The sequence below is a fragment of the Streptosporangium sp. NPDC002544 genome (assembly GCF_040295965.1).
In the GTDB taxonomy this organism is placed as follows: domain Bacteria; phylum Actinomycetota; class Actinomycetes; order Streptosporangiales; family Streptosporangiaceae; genus Streptosporangium.
Map to the genome: position 1 here is coordinate 291,075 of NZ_JBEOWJ010000002.1, position 21,327 is coordinate 312,401.

Annotated in this window: 17 protein-coding genes; 9 read left to right on the forward strand and 8 right to left on the reverse strand. The window is 65.8% G+C overall.

Translation table 11 applies throughout. The annotated features are described in order from the left end of the window. Genes ABT061_RS04180 through ABT061_RS04195 form a run of 4 tightly spaced genes read right to left on the reverse strand, consistent with a single transcriptional unit; the run spans position 1 to position 3,601 of the window. Entirely contained in the window at positions 1 to 879 is an 879-nt protein-coding gene (locus tag ABT061_RS04180) for a protein phosphatase 2C domain-containing protein (protein ID WP_350912455.1), read from the reverse strand. Between the two features lie 34 nt (positions 880 to 913). Further along, positions 914 to 1,585 (reverse strand): vWA domain-containing protein, encoded by a 672-nt coding sequence (locus tag ABT061_RS04185; protein ID WP_350912457.1) that lies wholly within the window; start codon positions 1,583 to 1,585, stop codon positions 914 to 916. A gap of 10 nt (positions 1,586 to 1,595) precedes the next feature. Beyond that, on the reverse strand, positions 1,596 to 2,135 hold the full coding sequence (locus tag ABT061_RS04190; protein ID WP_350912459.1) for a hypothetical protein: 540 nt from the start codon (positions 2,133 to 2,135) through the stop codon (positions 1,596 to 1,598). Then, positions 2,132 to 3,601 (reverse strand): hypothetical protein, encoded by a 1,470-nt coding sequence (locus ABT061_RS04195; protein ID WP_350912461.1) that lies wholly within the window; start codon positions 3,599 to 3,601, stop codon positions 2,132 to 2,134. Before ABT061_RS04195 ends, ABT061_RS04190 begins: the two co-directional genes overlap by 4 nt. A gap of 549 nt (positions 3,602 to 4,150) precedes the next feature. Between ABT061_RS04195 and drmD the strand changes: the two genes are divergently transcribed. Together drmD and ABT061_RS04205 are read left to right on the forward strand one after the other, a co-directional pair. Continuing rightward, positions 4,151 to 7,309, forward strand: a complete 3,159-nt coding sequence (drmD, locus tag ABT061_RS04200; RefSeq protein ID WP_350912463.1) for a DISARM system SNF2-like helicase DrmD — start codon at positions 4,151 to 4,153, stop codon at positions 7,307 to 7,309. Next, on the forward strand, positions 7,306 to 11,550 hold the full coding sequence (locus ABT061_RS04205; protein ID WP_350912465.1) for an Eco57I restriction-modification methylase domain-containing protein: 4,245 nt from the start codon (positions 7,306 to 7,308) through the stop codon (positions 11,548 to 11,550). The genes drmD and ABT061_RS04205 overlap by 4 nt, the downstream gene beginning before the upstream one ends. Positions 11,551 to 12,083: 533 nt before the next feature. Here the strand turns inward: ABT061_RS04205 and ABT061_RS04210 are convergent. After that, entirely contained in the window at positions 12,084 to 12,290 is a 207-nt protein-coding gene (locus ABT061_RS04210; protein WP_350912467.1) for a DUF397 domain-containing protein, read from the reverse strand. Positions 12,291 to 12,304: 14 nt separating this feature from the next. Next, positions 12,305 to 13,132, reverse strand: a complete 828-nt coding sequence (locus ABT061_RS04215) for a helix-turn-helix domain-containing protein (RefSeq protein WP_350912469.1) — start codon at positions 13,130 to 13,132, stop codon at positions 12,305 to 12,307. A gap of 414 nt (positions 13,133 to 13,546) precedes the next feature. Here ABT061_RS04215 and ABT061_RS04220 point away from each other — a divergent pair, with 414 nt between their 5' ends. Both ABT061_RS04220 and ABT061_RS04225 read left to right on the forward strand, forming a co-directional pair. Next, a complete protein-coding gene (locus ABT061_RS04220; protein ID WP_350912471.1) occupies positions 13,547 to 14,002 on the forward strand; it encodes an ATP-binding protein in 456 nt (151 codons plus the stop codon). Between the two features lie 78 nt (positions 14,003 to 14,080). Then, positions 14,081 to 14,650 (forward strand): hypothetical protein, encoded by a 570-nt coding sequence (locus tag ABT061_RS04225; RefSeq protein ID WP_350912473.1) that lies wholly within the window; start codon positions 14,081 to 14,083, stop codon positions 14,648 to 14,650. 327 nt (positions 14,651 to 14,977) lie between these two features. On the opposite strand, the gene ABT061_RS04230 is transcribed toward ABT061_RS04225, so the two are convergent. After that, positions 14,978 to 15,460: a GbsR/MarR family transcriptional regulator gene (locus ABT061_RS04230; RefSeq protein WP_350912475.1), complete on the reverse strand. Its 483-nt coding sequence runs from the start codon at positions 15,458 to 15,460 to the stop codon at positions 14,978 to 14,980. 91 nt (positions 15,461 to 15,551) lie between these two features. Between ABT061_RS04230 and ABT061_RS04235 the strand changes: the two genes are divergently transcribed. From ABT061_RS04235 to ABT061_RS04255, 5 genes are all read left to right on the forward strand, one after another. After that, positions 15,552 to 16,367, forward strand: coding sequence for a class I SAM-dependent methyltransferase (locus tag ABT061_RS04235; protein WP_350912477.1), 816 nt, complete (start codon positions 15,552 to 15,554; stop codon positions 16,365 to 16,367). A 591-nt stretch (positions 16,368 to 16,958) separates the two neighbouring features. After that, entirely contained in the window at positions 16,959 to 17,174 is a 216-nt protein-coding gene (locus tag ABT061_RS04240; RefSeq protein ID WP_326643550.1) for a hypothetical protein, read from the forward strand. 10 nt (positions 17,175 to 17,184) lie between these two features. Then, a complete protein-coding gene (locus ABT061_RS04245) occupies positions 17,185 to 17,778 on the forward strand; it encodes a DUF6879 family protein (protein WP_350912479.1) in 594 nt (197 codons plus the stop codon). A gap of 223 nt (positions 17,779 to 18,001) precedes the next feature. Continuing rightward, positions 18,002 to 20,020: an ATP-binding protein gene (locus ABT061_RS04250; protein ID WP_350912481.1), complete on the forward strand. Its 2,019-nt coding sequence runs from the start codon at positions 18,002 to 18,004 to the stop codon at positions 20,018 to 20,020. Then, positions 20,017 to 20,577, forward strand: coding sequence for a GNAT family N-acetyltransferase (locus ABT061_RS04255; RefSeq protein ID WP_350912483.1), 561 nt, complete (start codon positions 20,017 to 20,019; stop codon positions 20,575 to 20,577). The genes ABT061_RS04250 and ABT061_RS04255 overlap by 4 nt, the downstream gene beginning before the upstream one ends. Before the next feature lie 36 nt (positions 20,578 to 20,613). Here the strand turns inward: ABT061_RS04255 and ABT061_RS04260 are convergent, their stop codons facing one another. Next, positions 20,614 to 21,009, reverse strand: coding sequence for a hypothetical protein (locus ABT061_RS04260; protein WP_350912485.1), 396 nt, complete (start codon positions 21,007 to 21,009; stop codon positions 20,614 to 20,616). Positions 21,010 to 21,327: the final 318 nt, after the last annotated feature.

The window sequence follows — 21,327 nt, forward strand, 5'->3', positions numbered from 1 at the left end:
TCAGACCCTCCACACGCAGATCGCCGTACGGTCGTCGTCGTAGCTCTTCGCACGGAAACTGAACTGCCAGAAGAACTCCGGCAGTGAGGGCGGCTCCGCTCGGCTCCACCAGAGCGACAACCGGTCGCCGACCTCCTTGTTCTGCGTCATCGGTTTGGCGAGCCCGTCCGTGCAGAGCAGCAGCATGTCGCCTGGCTCCAGGTCGTGGACCACGACCTCGACCTGCCCGGTGCCACCGGGAAGCGCGTGGGTGGCCGAGGAACTGATCTCCTGGGTCTCCTCCTCGGGAAAGCAGGAGACCCAGGCGCCCTTGCGTAGCAGCATCGCCGCACTGTCACCGATCCGGATGAGGCGGACCCGTGTCATCGAGGTCTCCTCACCGTGGTCGATGACCGCGGCCAGGAACGTGGTGCTCAGCGAGTCCGCTGGAAACCCGCCCTTGTCAGCCCAGCCATAAAGATCGTCGGCGATGTTCTCGGCGAAGTACTCGGCCGCGGTCGCGATATCGGCGTGTTCGAGAAAATCGGTGAGGTTGCCGTAGGCGGCCTTGCACGCGGCGGCGGATCCGAGGTGCGACATCTCCTTGCTACCGAGCCCGTCGGCGACGCAGGCCAGCAGCCTCGACTCGTCGACCTTCCAGAATCCCATCGAGTCCTGGCGCGGTGTGCCGTAGTAGCGGTGCGCGTCCCCCCGGACGGAGGCGGCACGCATCACCAGCCCGGGTAGCGTGGCACCGTCCAGCACGCTGTCCGGCGGACTCTCCCGCACGGTCGAGGGCGGGCCGGGAAGTGAGCCCAGCATGGGTCTACGGCCGATGACCGGTGGTTCGGGGATTCCGAGAACCGGCTCGTCCGTCGGATTCTGCTGCAGCCATCGCATGTCGATGTTCCCCTGTTTTCTTTTCTGGCCGCGTTCAGACCGGATCCGCAGCCAGCACGGTGTAGCCCTTGATCTGGTCGGGAACGACCAGTTGGGCGCCGCCGGACGAGTTGGACGACGATGCGATCGCCGAGTGGACCACGGAGTTCAGCAGCTGCTTGGCGAACTCGCGGAGCGCGTGGGTGGGAGCGACATCGGGGTCGGCGATGAAGGCCCGGAAGGTCGTCACCTGCTGCAGGGTCGCGAGCTCGGCCTCGCCGAAGCCGAAGGCCAGGATGGTCGGGCGTGCGGAGAAACCGGGATCGGTAAGCCGCTGGTGCTCGGCGTGCCAGTCGTCCGTGGGCTGGCCGTCGGTGAGGAAGAACACCGTTGGGCGGAAGGGCACATGCCCGGCCTGCTTGAGCTCTCTGATGTCCTGCTCGATCGTGGTGCGGAGCCGCGAGAACGCCGCTCCGTAGTTGGTCACCCCCTGGGGGGAGAGCTGCGGGATCGACTGGAGCTCGTTGAGATCGGCGAGGGGAAGGAGCACGTTGGCGGTCGTGCTGAATCCGATGACACCGAGCCGGATCTTGTCGGCGACCACCGGATTGCTGGCGATCTCGCGGTAGATCTCGGGCAGCTCCCGGTTGATGGCGTCGAGCGGCGCGCCCTGCATCGAGTAGGACTCGTCGCAGACCAGGTAGAAGGGGAGTACCTGCTCACTCATCTGATGATCCTCAGTTCTTGGGAGTGGAAGAGCAGCCGTTCGTGACGAAGTAGATCTCCATGGAGATCGAACCGCTGGCGGCGGCGAGGTCGTGGAAGTTGCGGGTCGCGGCCGTTCCGAAGATCTTCGGGTAGGCCGTGCCGAGGGCGGTGTTGACGCGGGTGGCGAGCCGTACGCCCTCTCCGGCGCCCCCGGCGCCGAAGGTCAGCACCATGCCGGCCTGCCGGCCGGCCAGGTGCTTCCTGTAACGCAGGAGCTTCTTCTTCACCTGACCGGTCAGTACCTTGTCACCGGCACCCGGGCTGACCTGGAACGAGACCTTGACCGGCTTCGCCTGGACGCCGCCGACGCGGTTCGCGCAGGGGGACGCGCTCGGGGTAGGGCTCTCGGTGCCTGCGCCGGCCACCGGCGTGACCGGCACGGGAGGTGGCGCCTGGGCACCGAGCATGATGACGGTCAGACCGAGCAACAGGTCGGCGAAGAGCCACCCGACCAGCAGAACCGGAGCGGAGGTCCTTCGCCTGGCGGTCCTCTTTCGCTTGCCGGTCACCACAGCGTCTCCTGGCCGCGACTCATGGCGCCGGAGGCGGAGGAGGTGAGAAGGTCGGACACCTGGTCCACCGAGACGCACAACTCACTGATCGCGTCCTTCAGCCCGGCGAACTCACCTTCGGAGAGCTCCCGCACCTTCGCCGGCAGATCGGCCAGCACCTCGGCGATCGCGGCCGGGAGCCGGTCGAGGGTGGCGCGGGTCTGCTCCAGGAGGGAGATCGTCCTGCCCGAGGTGTCGGAGACCATCTCGATCCGGGAGGCGTGCGCGCCGGCGGTGTCCGCCCAGTCGCCGAGGGCTTCGCGGATCCCCGTGGCCGTGCCGGTGAAGGAGTCGACGACCTGCCCGCCGATGAGGTCGACGGCCTTCGCCGTCGAGGAGCCGACCGAGTCGATCGAGTCGGCCGCGCGGTCGACGGCGTAGCCGATGCTCGCCGTCGCGCCGACCAGCTCGCCGGTGCGGGTGTCCAGCATCGCCTGCAGGGACTTCATGGACCGGGTGAGCTCTTCGGTGAACTCGCGTCGCAGATCGACAGTGGTCCGCGAGATGGTGGTGGACAGCTGGTCCCCGACGCGGGTGACCGCCTGGTCGGTCGTGGACCCGAGGGTGTCGATTGTCTCGGAGGCCTGTTGCACGGCCGCGGTCATGTTCTTGTGGGCGACGCCGGTTTTCTTCACATGCTCGCTGAGGGTTCCGGTAGCGGTCCGTACCTCGGCCGCGCCACTGGTCAGTGTCTCGACGGTCTGCTGGGCGGCCCTCCACGTTCGGGACAGCGCGTCGACCAGCTCGGCCTGCGCCTTGTGCGTCGCCGCACCGGCGAGGTTGATCTCGTTCACCGTCTTGGTCAGTTCGGTCCCGAACCGGGCCGGGGAGGAGAGCCGGACCTGGCCGAGCAGCAGGCTCGTACGGGTCAACGCCCGGCGGAGACGAGCCCGGAGAAGTGCCAGGTCCTCCTCGGAGGTGTCCTCTCGCTGCTCCACGCGGTTCCTTATGCCGTTCTCGATGATGGTCCAGAGAATGAGAAAGGCGATGGCGCCGAGCGTGTAGAAAGCGATGTTGCCGAACTTCAGGGAGTCGGGCAGATGGCCGTCGAAGCCCTGCTGCCACATCTCCAGGAAGGGCCGCCGGGCGGCCTCGGGGTTGGCAAGGAGGGCGTCCTCGTAAGCATCCGTGGCCATCATCAGGCCGAACCAGGTGATGAGGAGCGGGACGAAGATGAGGAGTGAGCTAAGAATTATGCTCGCCCAGCGAAACGACCACCACCCCTTCGTCTCCGCCGGTTCGCTGCTCGGGATGATGCTGTCCTCGGGGGAGAAGGCGGCGAACAGGTCGACCTCGCACCAGCGTTCGGCCTCGTCGGAGTCGGTGATCGCGAGCGCGAGGTCACGCAACTCCTCCTGGCGAGTTGCTAGGCGAGGATCGGCGGCGAGTTCATGCAGTTCGGCGGCGAGCTCGTGGTCCATCACGGGCAACCACCACCCTCTCACTAATAAATACGGACATAAGTCAATAAACATGACGCGCTGCCCAATTTATGCATTTGCATGATTATTGCGGCATGCGACACTTGCGTTAGCGGACGCACCAGAAGGCGGCTGGGTTTACTGCCGTCGTGGGAACGATGCAAGATCGTCGGCTTATGCTGAATATTCCTTGCCCGTGACAGTCGCAGTCCGGTGTCCGACGGCGTTGCCGAATCCTCCTTCGTCGGGTATGTGGCGAGAGGAAGCGTCCGCTCGGTAGTCCGTGGGTGGGCGGGTGTCGTGTCACCCTGCCGCAGCCTAGGTCACTTTCGGCAAAATGTGAACCGAGCACACAGATGCTTATTCTTGTAGACACGAAACACATAAGTGACGTACAGTCCAGTCCCAGCCCTTGACGGAACGGTCCCGGGGCGATCGACTTTGCAGGTCCTTTACTCCCGTCCACCCCCCGGACGGCCACGCCCCCTCGTGATCACGGCATGGCACCCCGGGTGGGGAAGCGGCGGGAGCGCCGCCGACGAGGAGTTAACAGTGACGAGCGCGACCCCCCTGAGCGCGACCCTCCCGAAGGAGAAGCCGGCCATCGGAGCCCTGGTGGAGATCCGAGGGCAGCGCTGGGTGGTCAGCGAGGTCGACGCTGGCGAGCCCAGCACCCTGGTCGGCCTGCAGAGCGTCGAGGACGGCCGGTACGGCGACCGGCTCGACGTCGTCTGGGAGATCGAGCCCGGCCGCCGGGTGCTGCCCAGCGGCTCGCTGCCCGATGTGACCCCCGAGGGCTTTGACCCGCCCGAGCGCCTGGCCGCCTTTCTCGACGCGATCCGCTGGTCCGCGGTGGCCAGTGCCGACGTCAAGACGCTCCAGGCGCCGTTCCGCTCCGGTGTCGCCATCGAGAACTACCAGCTGGAGCCGGTGGCCCGCGCCTTGGACGCGCCCCGGGTCAACCTGCTGCTCGCCGACGACGTCGGCCTCGGCAAGACCATTGAGGCCGGGCTCGTCGCCCAGGAACTGCTGCTCCGCAACCGCGCCCGTAGCGTCATGATCGTCTGCCCGGCGGGGCTGACCCTCAAGTGGCGCGACGAGATGGCGGAGAAGTTCGGCCTGGACTTCACCATCGTCGACACCGAGCGCTGTGCGGTGGTACGCCGCACCCACGGCAGCGCCGCCAACCCGTTCAAGGTCTACCCGCTGACCATCGTCAGCCTGCCCTGGCTACGCGGCCCCAAGGCGCAGCGCCTGCTGAACGAGGTGCTCGACTCCTCGGGACTGGAGCGCCGCTTCGACCTGCTCATCCTGGACGAGGCACACCACGTCGCCCCGGCCGCCCCCAAGCAGGTCTACGCGGTCGACTCCCAGCAGACCAAGCTGATCCGCCACCTCGCCCCGCACTTCACCCACCGGCTCTTCCTCTCGGCCACCCCGCACAACGGCTACCAGGCGAGCTTCACCGCGCTGCTGGAGATCCTCGACGACCAGCGCTTCGCCCGGGGCGTCGACCCCGACCAGGCCGCGGTCAAGGAGACGGTGGTACGCCGCCTCAAGCGGCACATCGTCAACGGCGACGGCAGCAAGCGCTTCCTGGAGCGCGCCGCGCAGGCCATCCCGGTGCACTACCCGGAGGACGAGCGCGAGGCCCACGAACTGCTCAAGGTGTTCGCGGAACTCCGCCGGTCGCGGCTCAACCGGAGCCGGAAGGGCCGCAAGGCCGCCGACCTGGTGACGCTGCTGCTCAAGAAGCGGCTCTTCTCCAGCCCGGCGGCCTTCGCCCACACCGTCGGCGTCTACCTCAGCACCGTCACCACCCGGCCGGTCGAGACGGACGATGACGATGACGCCCCCGAGTGGGTGCAGGACTTCTGGGAGGAGACGGCCGTCCTCGACGACGAGCCGCTGGCCGAGGCCGAGGACGACGCCATCGGCATGGCCGCGCCGCTCCAGGGCGCCGCCACCGAGGCCGAGGTCGAGCTGCTCAACCGGATGCGTACCTGGGCGCTCGACTACGCCGCCGCCCCCGACGCCAAGGCCCGCGAGCTGATCACCTACCTCAAGGCGGTCTGCCGCCCGGACCGGCACTGGACCAACGAGCGGGTCGTCGTCTTCACCGAGTACCGCGACACCCAGCGGTGGCTGACCGAGCTGCTCCGCCAGGAGGACCTGGCCGGGGACCGGCTCGCCATCCTGCACGGCGGGATCGCCGCCGACGAGCGCGAGCAGCTCCGGGTCGCCTTCCAGACCGACCCGGCCGAGCACCCGGTACGGATCCTGCTGGCCACCGACGCCGCCAGCGAGGGCATCGACCTGCAGAACCACTGCCACCGGCTGATCAACTACGACATCCCGTTCAACCCCAACAAGCTGGAGCAGCGGATCGGCCGGGTCGACCGGTGGGGCCAGAAGCACAACCCCGACATTCGCCACTTCGTCGGCACCGGCTGGGAGCGGGCCGTCGACTCCTTCGAGGCCGACCTGGAGTTCCTCTCCCGGGTCGCGCAGAAGGTCGCCCGGATGGAGGAGGACCTCGGCTCGGTCAACGCGGTGCTGGCCGACGCCGTACAGAAGCGGATGCTGGGCGGCATCCCCGACTACGACGTGGAACAGGCACCGCAGTCGCAGACCGTGCAGGCCGAGACCGACGTCGGCGAGCAGGTGCGCAGGCTCCGCGCCAATATCGACGACACGAAACGCGAGCTGGACCTCAACCCGGTCAAGGTGAAACGGGTGGTCGACACCGCGCTCGGCCTGGCCCGCCAGCAGCCGCTCCGTAGGCACGTCGACGACAAGCACCTCGCCGAGGGGCTGTACGACGTGCCGCCGCTCACCGGCTCCTGGGAACGCGCCACCGCCGGGCTCGCCGAGAAACTCCGCAGGAAGGACGAGGTGCCCAGGCAGCGCCCGGTCACCTTCGACGAGCAGGCCACCTTCGATCCGCAGGGCCGGGTACGTGACGACGTGGTCCTCGCCCACCTGAACCACCCACTCGTCGCGATGTCCACCCGGCTGCTCCGCGCCGCCGTCTCCAACCCGGAGATCGACCTGCACCGGGTGACCGCAGTGGTCAGCGACGACCCCGCGCTGGAGACCACGCTGGTCGGCGCCTTCTTCCGGTTCGTGCTGGTCGGCGGCGACGGTGTCCGGCTGCACGAGGAGGTGCTGCACGCCGGAGGCTGGATCCCGGAGAGCGGCCGGTTCCGGCGGCTGGACAGCGTGACCGCGCTCGGCACCCTCCTGGGCCGGGCCCTCGCCGATGGCACCCCCGCCTCCGCCCCGGTACGGCACCGGGTGGCCGCGCTCTGGCCGAAGGTCGGCGAGGCCGTCCTGCAGTCGATCGACTGGCGGGTCAACGGCAAGGACCAGAAACGCGACCAGCTGGAGCGCAAGCTCGTCCAGCGGATGGAGGCCGAGCAGGCCCGGCTGACCGCCAACCTGGCCCGCTTCGAGGGCACGCTCCGCGCCAAGCTCGCCGAGAACAGCGACGAGGACGCACTGTTCAGCCGGATCGAGGCGAGCCGGAACAAGGAAGAGCTCGACCAGTACCGCAGAGACCGCAGATCCTGGGAGGACCGCTTGTCCCGCCTTGCCGAGGAGCGCGACCGCGAGCTCGCCACCATCGCGGCCCGCTACCGCGACCCGCAGCCGCACCGGTTCCCGGTGGCCGTGGTCTTCGTCGTGCCGAAGCGGGAGGCCACCCGATGAGCCGGGGCAGGACGTTCGGCCGGGAGCGGGACGCGGTACGCCAGCACCAGGAGTGGCTGAGTCTTGTCGAGGTGTCGGGCCCGTTCCTCAGCGTGCCGGTGCTCCGCTCGGCCTGGCCGGAGCTCGACTCGCTGAACAGGACGGAGCTCGACCGGCTCCGTCTCGCGCACGCCACCTGGCTGGCCGGCCGCGACTCCAGGGACCGGGCCGCCGTTCGCCGGGCCTGGATCGGCTACGTGCTGCGCGAGCTGCTCGGCTGGGGCGACGCCGTGCGGATCGGCGGCATCGACGAGCTGACCGTCCAGGTCCCCGAGCACGACACCACCCTCACCCCGCACTTCGCGCTGACCGTCCCGGGCGCCGAGTCCGGCCCTGCACCGGATTCGGCCGCGATCGGCGGTACGCCGCGCCTGATCGCGGCCGGGGACGTACGGCTGCTCGGCATGATCAGCAACGACCACCCGATGGTCCGGATGCGCACCTCCAGCTGGGCCGCCACCCCCGTCGACCGGATGGCCCAGCTCTGCCGCCACCATGGCGTCGAGCTTGGCCTGGTCACCGATGGACGCTGGTGGACCCTGGTCTGGGCGCCGAAGGGCGGCGTCACCACCACCGCCGTCTTCGACGCGATCCCCTGGCCGGAGGCCGCCGAGCGCGACGTGCTCCGCGCCTTCGTCTCACTGCTCAACCTCGACCGCTTCTTCTCCGTACCCCAGGCGGAGCGGCTCCCCGCGCTGCTGGTCGCCAGCCTGGACAACCAGGAGGAGATCACCGAGGCCCTCGGCGTCCAGGTCCGTCAGGCCGTCGAGCTGCTGGTCACTGCGATCGGCCGGGCGGGCGTCGGTGACGAGGTCAAGGCGCACGAGGTCTACCGGGGCTCGGTGAGCGTGATGATGCGGCTCGTCTTCCTGCTCTTCGCCGAGGAACGCGGCCTGCTCCCCGCCGACAACGAGGTCTACGCCACCGCCTACTCGGCGAGCCGGCTCTGCGCCGAGCTGGAGCAGCGCGCCATCGAGGGCAGCGAGACCGAGCTGGAGAACACCAACGGCGCCTGGCACCGGCTGCTCGCCGTCTTCGAGGCCGTCTACCGGGGCGTCGACCACCCCCGGCTGACCATGCACCCGCACGACGGCTCGCTGTTCGACCCGGACGCCTTCTCCTGGCTGCCGCTGAGCATCGACGACCGGGCCGTACTGCACATGCTCAAGGCCGTGCAGTACGTCGAGGTCGGTACCGGCAAGAACCGCGAGCGCCGCAGGCTCAGCTTCCGCTCGCTGGACGTTGAGCAGATCGGCTACGTCTACGAGGGCCTACTCTCCTTCGAGGGCTTCCGCGCGGCGGACACCGTCGTCGGGCTGGTCGGCAAGCCGGGCAAGGAGGCCGAGGTGGAGCTCGGCGAGCTCGAAGCCCTGGCCGCCGACTTCGGTGGTACGACGGGCGAGGGCTTCGCCGCCAAGCTCGCCGAGCTGTACCGGGACTCCGGGCTTGGCACGGCGGGCGCCGTCGCCCGAAAACTGACCCCCTTGGACGCGGCCGGTGAACTGGAGGCGACCCGGAGACTGCTCGCGGCCACCGACGGCGACGCCGAGCTGGCCCGGCGGCTGCTGCCGTTCGCCGGGATCATCCGCGACGACCTGCGTGGCCTGCCGCTGGTCATCCTGCCCGGCACGCTGTACGTCACCGAGTCGGCACTGCGGAAGAACACCGGCACCCATTACACCCCGCGCAAGCTCGCCGAGCAGGTCGTGGAGGGGGCACTGGAGCCGCTGATCTACACCGTCGGCCCACTCCAGACCGCCGACCGGAACGAGTGGAAGCCGAAGACGGCCAAGGAGATCCTGCGGCTCAAGGTGGCCGACATCGCGGTGGGCTCGGCGGCCTTCCTGGTCGCCGCGGCCCGCTACCTCGGTGACGCCCTGGTCGAGGCCTGGTCCCGGGAGGGCGACGAGCGCGCGGTCACCTATCTTGAGGGCCTGACCGGCGACCGGGTACGCACCGTCGACGCCGAGGCCGACCCGCTGGTCATCGAGGCGCGTCGCCAGATCATCGAACACTGCCTGTACGGCGCGGACATCAACCCGATGGCCGTGGAGATGGCCAAGCTGTCGCTCTGGCTGGTCTCGATGGACCCGGCCCGGCCGTTCACCTTCGTGGACGACCGGCTGGTAGCCGGGGACTCGTTGCTGGGCATCACCTCGATCGAGCAGCTTGAGGTCATGCACATGGACCCGGCGAAGGGCCGGAAGATCCACCAGGACCTGTTCGGCTGGACGGACGGGGTGCGCGCACAGGTCGCCGAGCTGGCCGAGAGCCGGCGGAGGATCGCGGAGATCGAGCTGGGGGACGACCCACTGGCCGGGCTGGCCAGCAAACGGGCACGACTGGGGGAGATAGAGGCCGCTTCGGCGCAGTTGCGGTTGTTCGCGGACCTGACGGTGGGGGCGGCGCTGGCGCGGGAGATCTATGACGTCAACAGCCCGGACCGGGACCTGGACAGCGACCACGGCCGACACGGCTCGACCGAGAAGAGCCGGAGGATAAGCGCCGACGTCGCCTCGCTCCGGGCCGCCGAGTTGGCCGACGCGGTGAGCCGGAGAGCGGAGCGGGCCGAGCTGGTCGCCCGTGAACAGCGCCGCAGATGGCTGGCCACCGACCAGGTTGACGGCTCCTTCGACCGTCATCCGATCCACTGGCCGTTGGCCTTTCCCGAGGTCTTCACGAGTCATATCGTCGAGATTCTCGAAAACGGGAAAGCCCTGACTCGGCCGAAGCCGGATGGTCCCGGCTTTGACGCGATCATCGGAAACCCGCCTTTCCTGGGTGGTCAGAAGCTCACCGGGACGATGGGGGTCGCCTACCGGGAGTACCTGGTCGAGGCGATAGGCCGTGGAGCCCGGGGGAGCGCCGACCTGGTCGCCTATTTCCTGCTCCGGGCTCATGACCTGCTGAACAGGGGCGGGCAGGCCGGGCTTATCGCGACCAACACGCTGGCCCAGGGGGACACCCGTGAGGTAGGGCTCGACCAGCTCGTACAGGGCGGTGTGGCCATCCGCCAGGCGGTGAAGAGCAAGCCGTGGCCGTCGAGGAGCGCGGTGCTTGAGTACTGCGCGGTGTGGAGCAGTCGGGTTCAGCCCGGTGCCGGTGCCAAACGTTTCGCGGACGGCGTTGAGGTTCCGGCGATCACACCTTCGCTTGATCCCATGTCCCGGGTGACGGGCAATCCTCGACGGCTGCTGGCGAACACGGGGAGGTCGTTCCAGGGCTCGAACATTCTTGGCCTTGGTTTCACGATGGAACCGGACGCCGCGCGGGCGATGATCGAGAGGGACCCCCGCAACAGAGAGGTTCTCTTCCCATATCTCAACGGACAGGATCTGAACTCCCGCCCGGACGCCTCCGGCAGTCGCTGGGTCATCAATTTCCAGGACTGGAGTGAGGGTGCGGCCAAAATGTACGCGGAACCGTACGCCCAGGTTTTGGAGAAGGTGAAACCCGAGCGCGACGCGAACAAATACAGCAAGACGGCACGCGATCGATGGTGGCTGTTTGAGCGTGCACGGCCAGAACTTTATGGTGCTATCGCTGGGCTGCGGCAGGTGGTCGTGATCACGTTGGTGAGCAAGGTCGTGATGCCGGTGATGGTGCCGACCGGGCAGGTGTTTTCACACATGCTTGGTGTCTTCGCGACCGATGACACGGCGATGCTGGCGCTGCTGTCGAGCGCACCACATTACTGGTGGGCACGGGCGCGTGCGTCGTCGATGAAAGCGGATCTCCGCTACACGCCCTCAGATGTCTTTGAGACGCTGCCCCTCCCAGAGCTGACCGAGGTGATGAGGGATCTCGGCAACCGGCTCGACACCTTCCGGCGGGATCTCATGCTCTCCCGAAACGCCGGGCTGACCGCGACCTACAACCTCGTCAACGATCCCAAATGTGAAGACGAGGACATCGCCGAGCTTCGTGGTATCCACGAAGCCATCGACAAGGCGGTCTGCCGGGCCTATGGCTGGGACGACCTGATCCCCCAGCTCGACCACGGTCACCACAGCGTGGGCCGGGAGATCCGCTACACGGTCGGTCCCGGCGTGCAGCGGGAGCTGGTGGACCGGCTGCTGGAGCTCAACCATGCCCGCTACGCCGAAGAGGTCGCCCAGGGCCTGCACGACAAGGGCGCTAAGAAGAGCACCCGGAGCAAACCCAAGCCCAAGGCGAACACCGACCAGGAAGACCTGTTCTGACCGGGGCAAGGCGAGAGGACCTCGGCGCTCCCCTCGGAGGGCGGGCGCTTGACCTCCGGGCTTCCAAATATGGCTTAAAGTGCTTGCCTGATCACCGTTGGCGAGGCAAGCTGGGGAGTGCCACGCCCCCGGTGGGCGTTGGAAGTGAGGCCGGGACCACCGATGGAATCGGGTGCCCGGCCTTCGCGCCTTTTATGGCTCAACATGCTTGCCTGGTCATTCTTGGCGAGACGGGCTGTGCCGCACTCTCTGGGGTGCGGAAGTGAGGCCGGGCCTCCCGATGGAATCGGGCGTCCGGTCTTCGCGCTGTCCGGCCCCGAGTCGACGGCCGCGCGGGTACGCCTATTACTCCAAGCGAGTGGACGGGCATGGAAACGGGCCTGTTCGCCGACCTCGACCACGCCATCGGACACGCGCCGTTGGTCGAAGGTCCCGCCCACTGGGCGGGACCTCGCTTTTTGCGGCAGGCCGGCGGTCTCGGATCTTCTCCTCGCGGGACTCGGTCCTGTCGGTTTTGGAGTTCTTCGGGGTGGTCAGGGGAGGGGGGCGAAGTCGCCGTTTTTGATGCCGTTGATGAAGGTGGTCCACTCGGTGCGGTGGAAGATGAGGGTTCCGCCGTCGCGGTTTTTGGTATCGCGGACGGCGACGTCGTTGCCGACGAACGCCATCTCGACGCAGCTCGGGCCGTCGCCGCTGAGGCTGCTCTTGCGCCAGCGTGCACTGGATAGATCTGGCTGCATCTCGGTTCCTTCCGCTAGTGATCTCTGTGTAGAGACGTGAGTAGCGCGGCCGTATCGGCAGGACTGAGCGCTATCGCGCGGAGATACTCACACATCTGGTTATACCTCCGGATATCCGCTTCTTTCTCAAGAAAAAGGTCGCCAGCCATGCTGTCGATGTGGATCACGTCGGGGTCGTCTGGGCCGAACTTCAGGACGATGAAGCTGCCGGGCATTCCCGGATGGGCGCCGGCAGAGAACGGGATGACCTGGACGGTGATGTGTGGGCGCTGGGCTTGCTGGATGAGGTGTGCGAGCTGATCGCGCATGACCGCGTCGCTGCCGACCTTCCGGCACAGAGCGGCTTGGTCCAGGATCGCCCACAGGCGGAGCGGTTTGTCGCCCTCCAAGAGAAGTTGCCGCTGCATCCGTGCGGTAACGCGGTTCTCGTTTTCGTCATCGGGGGCGGTTGGCCGTACACCGCGGATCACCGCTCGCGCATAGTCCTCGGTCTGGAGCAGGCCAGGGACGAACAGCGACTCGTAGTTGATGGCCTGCCGAGCCTCGGCCTCCAGACCGATGTAGGCACTGTACTGGCCGAGAAGGTTTGCTTCGAGGTCGTTCAGCCAGCCGCGCTGCTTTGCCTCCTTCTGCAAGGACAGCAGGTCGGCGTGGGTGTCGCCGGTGACGCCGTAGATATCGAGTAAGGCTATGAGTGTCCTGAGTTGTGGCTTGGCCTGGGCGGTCTCGATTCGGTAGAGCGTGACGATGTTGACTTTGGTTTTCTCCGCGACATCCTCCTGAGAGAGCCCTGCGGCTTGACGGAGGCGGCGTAGCTCAGATGCCAGGCGGCGCAATCGCACCGTAGGGGGTTGGCGTTTGCTGGATGGCGTGGACGCGTTTCCGCCCATTCCTTACCTCTCTCACTTTTAGGGCGTATCTGGATCATGTATGAGATACAAATGTAGCCCTTGCGTTCACCCAGTGTGATGACTCATGCTCTGAGAGTTAGCTTTCCAGGCGGGTTCCCCGCTGGAAGGCGAAACGCATGATTTCCCTAGACGGCCGGGCGGACAATCTTTCCTCCCGAGGCGGCCCACCCTGTATCGGGTGTCCGTCCGGCCTCGGCGGTACGACCGGCGATACATCTGCGACGCTCCCCGGCCGTACTCCCGTAGGACCGGCACCGTGCCCCCGTCCCCCGTGGGGGAGAGCGGCGTCCCCGGCTGCGAACGGTGCCGGTCCTATGCCCGACATACCGACCAGGAGCGGGTGAAATGACCGGTGCCATCAGCAGCACGCAGTACCTCAAACTCTCCGTCTTCCCGACCTCGCCCTACTACGCCCGGGTCCACGTCCGGCGCGTACTGGAGAGCTGGCACCGGGATGACCTGATCGAGACCGCCCAGCTCATCGCCTCCGAGCTGGTCTCCAACGCGATCACCGCGCACGCCGCGTGCCCTGACGCCGCCAAGGCGATCCCGTACGCCGACCCGGACCAGATCTGGATGGACCTCTACCGGATGGGCGAGACCGTCGTACTCCGCGTCTGGGACGCCAGCCCGCTCACCCCGGTCGTCCGCGACCCCGACCCTGACGACGAGAACGGCCGCGGCCTCCACCTCGTCGACCTCCTCGCCACCGACTGGGGCTACTACCGCCCCACCCCTGGCGGCAAGATCGTCTGGTGCACCCTGGCACCCCCACCACCGCCCGGGGAGCGGATTGAGTGATCGTCGCACTCCCATCAAATAACGAAATGTAATCATGCCAACTCGGAAGGTTAGGAATCATGGGGTGTCGTGCCCCCTGTGCTTGCCGACCGCGTTGGCTACGTTGATGAGTCGATCCATGATCGGCCCGGTCTGTATCTTCTGGCGGTGGTGCTTGCCAAGCCTGATGCCTCCGCGCAGGTGGGTCGTGAACTCTCGGCGCTGATTCCGGCGGTACGCCGGGTGCACTGGCATGCCGAGGATGATCTGACCCGTACCGGTCTGGTGAAGACCGTCTCGACGATGCCGGTAAGCGCGAGGGTTTACGCCTGCATGTTCGACGCTCCCGGCCGCAAAGAGGCGACGCGTGCCAGGGGGCTCAGGTGGATGGCTACGGAGCTGGACGCCGGAGTCCGTCACCTGATTCTCGACCGCCGCCAAGAGGCGCAGAACGCGGTGGACAGGCGAGTTCTTGGCGGACTGGCAGGGCGACCGCCCCGATTCACCCTGGAGCATCGGAGTTCGGCCGACGAACCGCTGCTCTGGCTGGCGGACATCGTGGTGGGAGCGGCGGCAGCCCAGGTATTGGGCCGCACTTCCGTCTACGTGGAGATGCTGGGAGAGGTGCCGAGGTCGGTGAGTGTCGACAGGCCCGAAGGGGGTGATTAAAACGCGATGGCCGGGTGCCCGTCATGCGGCGGGAAGCCCGGCCTCACTTCGCGGTTCGTACCCGACCGCGCACTACTCATCGTAGTTGCGTCGTCGCTCCCGTCAATCGCTATCGGTGATCGAGTCCATGATGAAGGCCGGCGAGGTGGCTGCGTCGCTGGCTGAGGCCACTGACGCCGACCCTGCTGGAAAGATCGTCCGGTCCACCCTGACAGCCTCATCGTCGTCTCCCGAGGGGCAGGCCGGGTGAGCATCACCATGGTCCCGGCCTCCGCTCGGACACCGGGTCCCGAGGCCGGGTCCGCTGATCGTCAAAGAATTCCGTCTCTAGCCGGCCTCGCGTTCGGCCGCCTGGAGCCGCTGCCACTTCGCCATCGACTGCTTGATCTCCTCGCGTAGGAACGCGAAGAACCGGCGGGTCTCGTCCAGCCGCTGCCCGGCGAGGGAGTCGAGACCCAAGAGCGCGGTGCCCTCGTCGGCGCCGGCCTGCACCCGGACCAGCATCGGGTCGGACTGGCTGACGAAGTGACTCCAGGTGTGCTCGTGTATCCGGCAAAAGTCGTGCCGGGTACCGGGTTCGCGGCCGCGTTCGACCAGCCGTACCTGCACCAGGTATTTGACCGCCCCCGAGATAGCCGACGCGCCGACGCCCAGTTGCTCGGCGAGCTCGGCGGCCGACAGCTTGCCGGAGTCGGTAACCAGCAGCGCGGCGTACACGCGCGCGGCCATCCGGGGCATGCCGGCTTCGACCATGATCTGCGCGAAGCGTTCCCGGAAATCGGCGATGGCACCCTCGTTCGCTCGCGTCATCAAAGCTCCCTTAATCGTCGCGGACTCGCCAGTTTAAGATGATTCACAAACTTCACGAAATTCGTGAAATATGAGTAGTATCGTAGCTGTCATGAAGGACAGCGAACTCGTCGGAGTGCAGAAGACCCTCAGCCCCGTCCTCAGGGCCAAAGCACTGGACAACCGGCTGCCGGACCCGATCCTCGGCGACGAATACGCCGAACAGGCGATGCGCCGCCTCGATCCTGACTACGACAAACGCAGATTCGGCACCAGCCAGCTGGGCCTCGCCGCCGTGGTGCGCGCCAAGGCCCATGACGACTGGGCCCGAAGCTTCCTCGCCGATCACTCCGACGCGGTGGTGCTGCACCTGGGCTGCGGCCTCGACGCCCGGGTGTACCGGATCGACCCGCCCGCCACTGTCGACTGGTACGACTTGGACTACCCCTCCGTCATCGAACTACGGCAACAATTCCTGCCGCCGCGCGAGCACTACACCCTGATCGACTCCAGCGTCACCGACCTGGCCTGGCTGGAACGCGTCCCTCACGGCAGGCCGGTGCTGGTGATCGCCGAGGGACTGGTGCCCTACCTGACCGAGACTGACGTCAAGCGGCTGCTGACCAGCGTCGTCGATTCCTTCCCCGCCGGCCAAATACAGTTCGACACGGTGTCGGTCTGGGCGTGGCGCACCTCGAAATGGGACCCCACACTGCGCAAATACGGCACCCGGTTCCACTGCGGCTTCAACGACCCGGCCGCGCCGGCCGATTGGCACCCGCGGCTCGAATACGTCGACGAGGCGCCGATGAACGACTCACCGGTGCTGATGGCCAAGGCACCCGCGAACGTGCGCCGCATGTACCGCCTCATGAACCTACTGCCGGGCATGAAACGGTCCACCCGCATCGTGCGGTTCCGGTTCTAACGCGCCGACGGCCAGTGCAGGCTGGACAGCAGCGAGGTGAACGCGGGGATCTCGCTACTTCTGGTCGCGATCTGACACTGGTCGTCGTTGCGTGCGGTTGCGTCTCACCAGCTGAGAACGCTTTGACCCTGGACCAGAACAGCGCACGGCAGGGTTTCCTACCTCGCCGTGAGTCAGCAGCGCTTGTTCTGTGCTCGTTCGTACCGTCAGTAGTCGACATCGCCCGGGTCGCGCCTTTGTGAAGTTGTGTCCCCCCTCCATCGAATTGATTTTCGATGGAGTATCGGGTGTGTTCCGGTCTGTATGGAGGCGTTGTCCGAGTGCTCGCCAAGGATGGAGACACCGCATACTCAACCAGCGTTGTCGGCACACTCAACCGGGACATTGAATATGTAACCGGGGCAAAATTTGGCGATCGGCGATTCCGTTGAGTGGAAGATCCTGGTGCGAATAGCCGTAATGATACGTTAGGGTTGCGTTTAAATGCGCCACGCGAACTTTGTCTTTACTATTGACCTCTCGTGATTGCTATGTTATTTTATGTTCAATTTGCATATAGCTGCCACGGGAGTGGCGAGAAGAGGAGTGGTCGTGAAACTGACCATGCTCTGCAAAGATTCTAATTCCGGAGGGCAGGGTTGCCCAAGCGTCTACCTGGCGGACAGCGGCGAGATGGTCGTGCAGGGTGTTCAGGTGGACGAGGCAACAATGGGGGAGTTGGCGAACCTGCTGCCCGGTGAGACCGCTGTACGAATCGACCCCGAAGTCATCCTCGGTGCGATTCGGCGCTACCAGGCCGACCGGTGACGGCGGACTCGTGTCGGCCACAAAATTTCTATCACTGAGCGATCCCCGATTCAATAGCCTTTTTGTTGAATTTCGCCACACTGCCTATCGCCTGGAAACCCTGCAGACCTATGACGTCTCGTACGAGCAGGAGGCGTTCGATCGCTTTCTCGTCGGCGGGCCGCGTGGCCGGTTCTCGGGAATCGAAGACTGGGTTGACATGGTCAGGGCAGGGGTCGAGGAAGGAAAGCGATTCCATCGCGTTCATGTGTTGATGGAACCGCTGTCGGATTACATTCGCTTCGAATGCGCGTGGTCCTATCGGTATACGGTCGCGGCCGGCGAGGACGTCAGGGTAATCCCGGTCGATGAGCATGAATGGCCGGAGGGCCTGCCCAGAGTCGACTACTGGCTCTTCGACTCCGTCCGGCTGCTAATCATGAACTACACCCCGGAGGGGACCTTTCTCTCCGCTGAGTTGGTCGATGATCCACGAAGGATCGTGGAGGCGAACTACTGGCGTGACCAGGCCGTCGGGCTGTCCGTTCCGTTCTTGGAATATGCGGCAGGTTACGACGACCTGATGCTCGGGCGACGGAAATGTGAGTGCTCTCGACCGGGATGATTTTTCCTTCACTCCACGGGCGGCGCACACCGTATGCCGGAGATCCGTGGCTGGTCGTCTTCGGACAGTGGGAGTCGGGTTGAAGGACGGGCAGGCGCCAGGCACCACGCACAACGAGATCAGCGGTGAGTCGGGGGCGGCAGTACAGGCGGGGACCGTACACGGTGGCATCCATGTTGGTCCGGCGGTGCGGGGGATATTCCCCGGGCCTCGCCAACTGCCCATGGATGTCACCCAGTTCGTCAACCGAGAAGAACAGATGGCCAGGTTGGACGCCCTCCTGCCATGCGACTCACCGGAGAACGGCCGGCGGGCGGGCGCGTCGGCCGTCATCTCGGCGATCGCGGGGACACCGGGGATCGGTAAGACCGCCCTGGCGGTCCACTGGGCCCACCGCGTGCGCCACCACTACCCGGACGGAGACCTCTACATCAACATGAGGGGATACGGTCCGGGTCCCGCGGTGAGCGTCGGCCAGGCCCTCGACTCCTTTCTGCGTGCGCTGAACGTCACTCCGGACCGGATCCCCGCGGACTCCGAGGAGCGGGCGGCGACATACCGCTCCGTGTTGAACGGCAAGCGTGTTCTGGTGGTCATCGACAACGCGTTGTCCGTCGAGCAGGTGAGGAATCTCCTGCCCGGCTCTCCGACGTGTACAACACTCGTGACCAGTCGCAACACGCTACAAGGACTTGTTGTTCGAGAGGGTGCGGTACGTATGGTCATAGATGCTCTCTCGCCGGCTGAATCGCTGGAACTGCTCAGGAACATAGTGGGAGCAGAACGGATAGATGCGGAGCGGGGTGCCGCGGAGAAGCTGGCAGCACAGTGCGCCTATCTTCCATTGGCGTTGCGCATAATAGCCGAACGCATAACAAGTCATCCATACACCAGTATGTCGGAATTCGCGATGGAACTCGCGGACGAGCACGCCAGGCTAGACGCACTGGGGATCGAGGATGACGAGCTAAGTGATGTGCGGGCAGTGTTCTCGTGGTCGTACAAGGCGCTCAATCCGGACCTGGCGCGAATGTTCAGATTCCTTGGCCTGCACCCGGGTTCCGAATTCAGCGTTGCGGCCGCAGCAGCCCTGATCGGAGCGGATCAGAGGACCACGCGACGGCTGATAGACGCGCTTACGAGCAGTAACCTGGTGCAACTTGTGGCGCCGGAAAGGTATCTTCTGCATGATCTGTTACGGGTTTACGCCGTTGAGCGGGTGAATGCTGAAGAGACCGTTTCGGTGCGTATCGCAGCCATAAGAAGATGTCTTCTCTGGTATCTCGTGAGTGTCTACAACGGGCACAGGGTCATTCTGCCGGGATTTCACAGCGTTCCCATCGATATTGACGGCGTGCCGATCACCCATCTCCTGTTCGATGACGTCGACAGAGCCATGCAGTGGTTCGAGCGGGAGAGAGGTAACCTGCTCGACGCCCTGGCTATGGCCATGAAGACCGAACAGTTCGATATAGCGTGGAGATTTCCGGCAGTGATGTACGGCTTCTTCGAGCTCCGTTCGTACTGGTCGGACTGGCGTGAGATCCACACTGTCGGGGTGGAGGCCGCCAGGTCGATCGGTGACCGATATGGAGAGGCCTGTAACTATTTGGGGCTTGGTGATGCGAACTGGTTGCTCCGACGCCTCGATGAAGCACTCGTGTGCTACCAGAACAGCGCTGAGGCAGGACGTGAGGTGGGAGACGGCTGGGTTGAGGGCTTCTCACTGCGGCAGATAGGGGCCGTTCTCCAGGAGACCCGGCAACTGGACCGGGCGATAGAGGTGACCCAGGAGGCGATCAACGTTTTTCAGGCGATCGGGGAGAAAAGAGGGGAGGGGATGGCCTGGCTCAGCCTTGGAAAATGTTACGGGTCACTCGGAATGCATACCGAAGCGGCCGACTACTGTCGTGTGGCGCTCGGTCTGTTCACAGAGATCGAGGACGGATGGAGCCTCGCCTGGGGCAGGTGTGCTTTCGGGCTGGCCCTGAAGGAGTCGGGCTCGTACGAGGAGTCGCGGGACAGTTATCAGCTCGCGCTGGCAACGTTCGGCACCTTCGAGGACAGGCTCAACGAGTCACGGGCCCTGATCGGTATCGGAGAGGCGTACCAGGGCATGGGGCAGCGGGGAGAGGCCCGAGCTTATTTCAGAAGAGCGGCTGCACTCCTGGAGAATCTGGGCGATTCGGATGCCGCTGACCTCTGGGCGAGGATCGGCCCGCTGAACGACTCCGGCTCATGACAGGGCCGGCTGTCTCCCTCCGCGCCGGCGGCAGAGAACTGGCTGTTTCCTGTCACGCCTCCATCCGAAGGCTGCATGATGAGATCTTCCTCCGGCCACCCTTCGTCTTCGGGGAGCGGGCGTCGCAGGAGCACGAGGACATGCTGACCATGATCCGGGAAGACCTCACCTTCGGGATCTCCATCGCGCTGTCCGGTGCGGATGTCGTGGGTTTCACATACGGACATCGTCTGCCGACAGATCACCGGTGGTGGGAGAGCTTCACGACTCCGGTGCCCTTCGAGGTCACACAGGAGTGGGACGGGCGGACCTTCGCGCTGATCGACATCGGGGTGAGCGAACGGTGGCGGGGGAGAGGCGTCGGCCGTCGCCTGGTCGACTCGCTGCTCGGCCCCAGACAGGAATCCCGCGCGGTGCTTTCGGTGCAGCCGGACGCGACCCAGGCGCACGCTTTCTATGCGGCTTCGGGCTGGCAGCTGATCGGCAGAAAAGGCCCGATACCAGGGGTTGTGCCGCCGTTCTGGGATATCTACCGCCTTGATCTGGCGACCGACTAAGCTTGTCCGGTTTCTCCGCCGGTTGTATAGCTTTCGTCAGGTCTGATCGCTTGGTGGTTCCCCGGCCGGTTTCCGGTATGTCCCTTCCGTGGCATCGGTCGGCGAGGAGCCAAGGGTGATGGGTCCGGTGAAGTCGAGCCCCTGGAAGACGGGGCCGTGCACGGTGCCGCTGACGTTGTTCGTCACGGTGTCGCCGCTCGGAGTGGATACCGGGCCGGCGTTCTCCGACGACGTTTCGGGAACGCGCCGGGCGAGTGTAAGCGCGTAGACGGAAAGCCCGACACCGATGACGCCGGCCAGGCTGCCCACCACGCTGGCCAGCTTGTCCGCCTCGTCAAGCCCGACCACCGCGAAATAGCCGCCGAGCCCGGCAACGACCAGGCCGACTGCGAAAGCCACCGTCCAGGTCAGCGCACGGTGCCGTCCTGTCATGTCACAGGCCTCGTCTCTCGCGTAGTGGTCGAGCGATGAAAGCCGCCGAACCCAGGATCTTCACCGGGGAAGAGCCCGTCAACCCCGCCCGCGGGGGTGGGGATGTGGTGGCGAAACGCAGAGTTCTGTGCCGAAACCGAGATATGCACGTGACGGCGACCTCTGGAGAGTGTCACTAGTTGTCCGTTATCACAATTTCTGTCTGCTTTTTGTGGGAGCCACGCCAAAGGGCAAGCCAAATCTGTTCTAATGAACGGCTAAAGAATGAGCTCTGCGAGAGGTATCGGCGGGCGTGATAAACGACCAGGAAGACCTTTT

Bases quoted from the DNA above. Each gene is read 5' to 3' on its own strand.
- ABT061_RS04180 (WP_350912455.1), bottom strand. From the start codon at position 879: ATGCGATGGCTGCAGCAGAATCCGACGGACGAGCCGGTTCTCGGAATC.
- ABT061_RS04185 (WP_350912457.1), bottom strand. From the start codon at position 1,585: ATGAGTGAGCAGGTACTCCCCTTCTACCTGGTCTGCGACGAGTCCTAC.
- ABT061_RS04205 (WP_350912465.1), top strand. From the start codon at position 7,306: ATGAGCCGGGGCAGGACGTTCGGCCGGGAGCGGGACGCGGTACGCCAG.
- ABT061_RS04210 (WP_350912467.1), bottom strand. From the start codon at position 12,290: ATGCAGCCAGATCTATCCAGTGCACGCTGGCGCAAGAGCAGCCTCAGC.
- ABT061_RS04220 (WP_350912471.1), top strand. From the start codon at position 13,547: ATGACCGGTGCCATCAGCAGCACGCAGTACCTCAAACTCTCCGTCTTC.
- ABT061_RS04230 (WP_350912475.1), bottom strand. From the start codon at position 15,460: ATGACGCGAGCGAACGAGGGTGCCATCGCCGATTTCCGGGAACGCTTC.
- ABT061_RS04235 (WP_350912477.1), top strand. From the start codon at position 15,552: ATGAAGGACAGCGAACTCGTCGGAGTGCAGAAGACCCTCAGCCCCGTC.
- ABT061_RS04250 (WP_350912481.1), top strand. From the start codon at position 18,002: ATGGATGTCACCCAGTTCGTCAACCGAGAAGAACAGATGGCCAGGTTG.
- ABT061_RS04255 (WP_350912483.1), top strand. From the start codon at position 20,017: ATGACAGGGCCGGCTGTCTCCCTCCGCGCCGGCGGCAGAGAACTGGCT.
- ABT061_RS04260 (WP_350912485.1), bottom strand. From the start codon at position 21,009: ATGACAGGACGGCACCGTGCGCTGACCTGGACGGTGGCTTTCGCAGTC.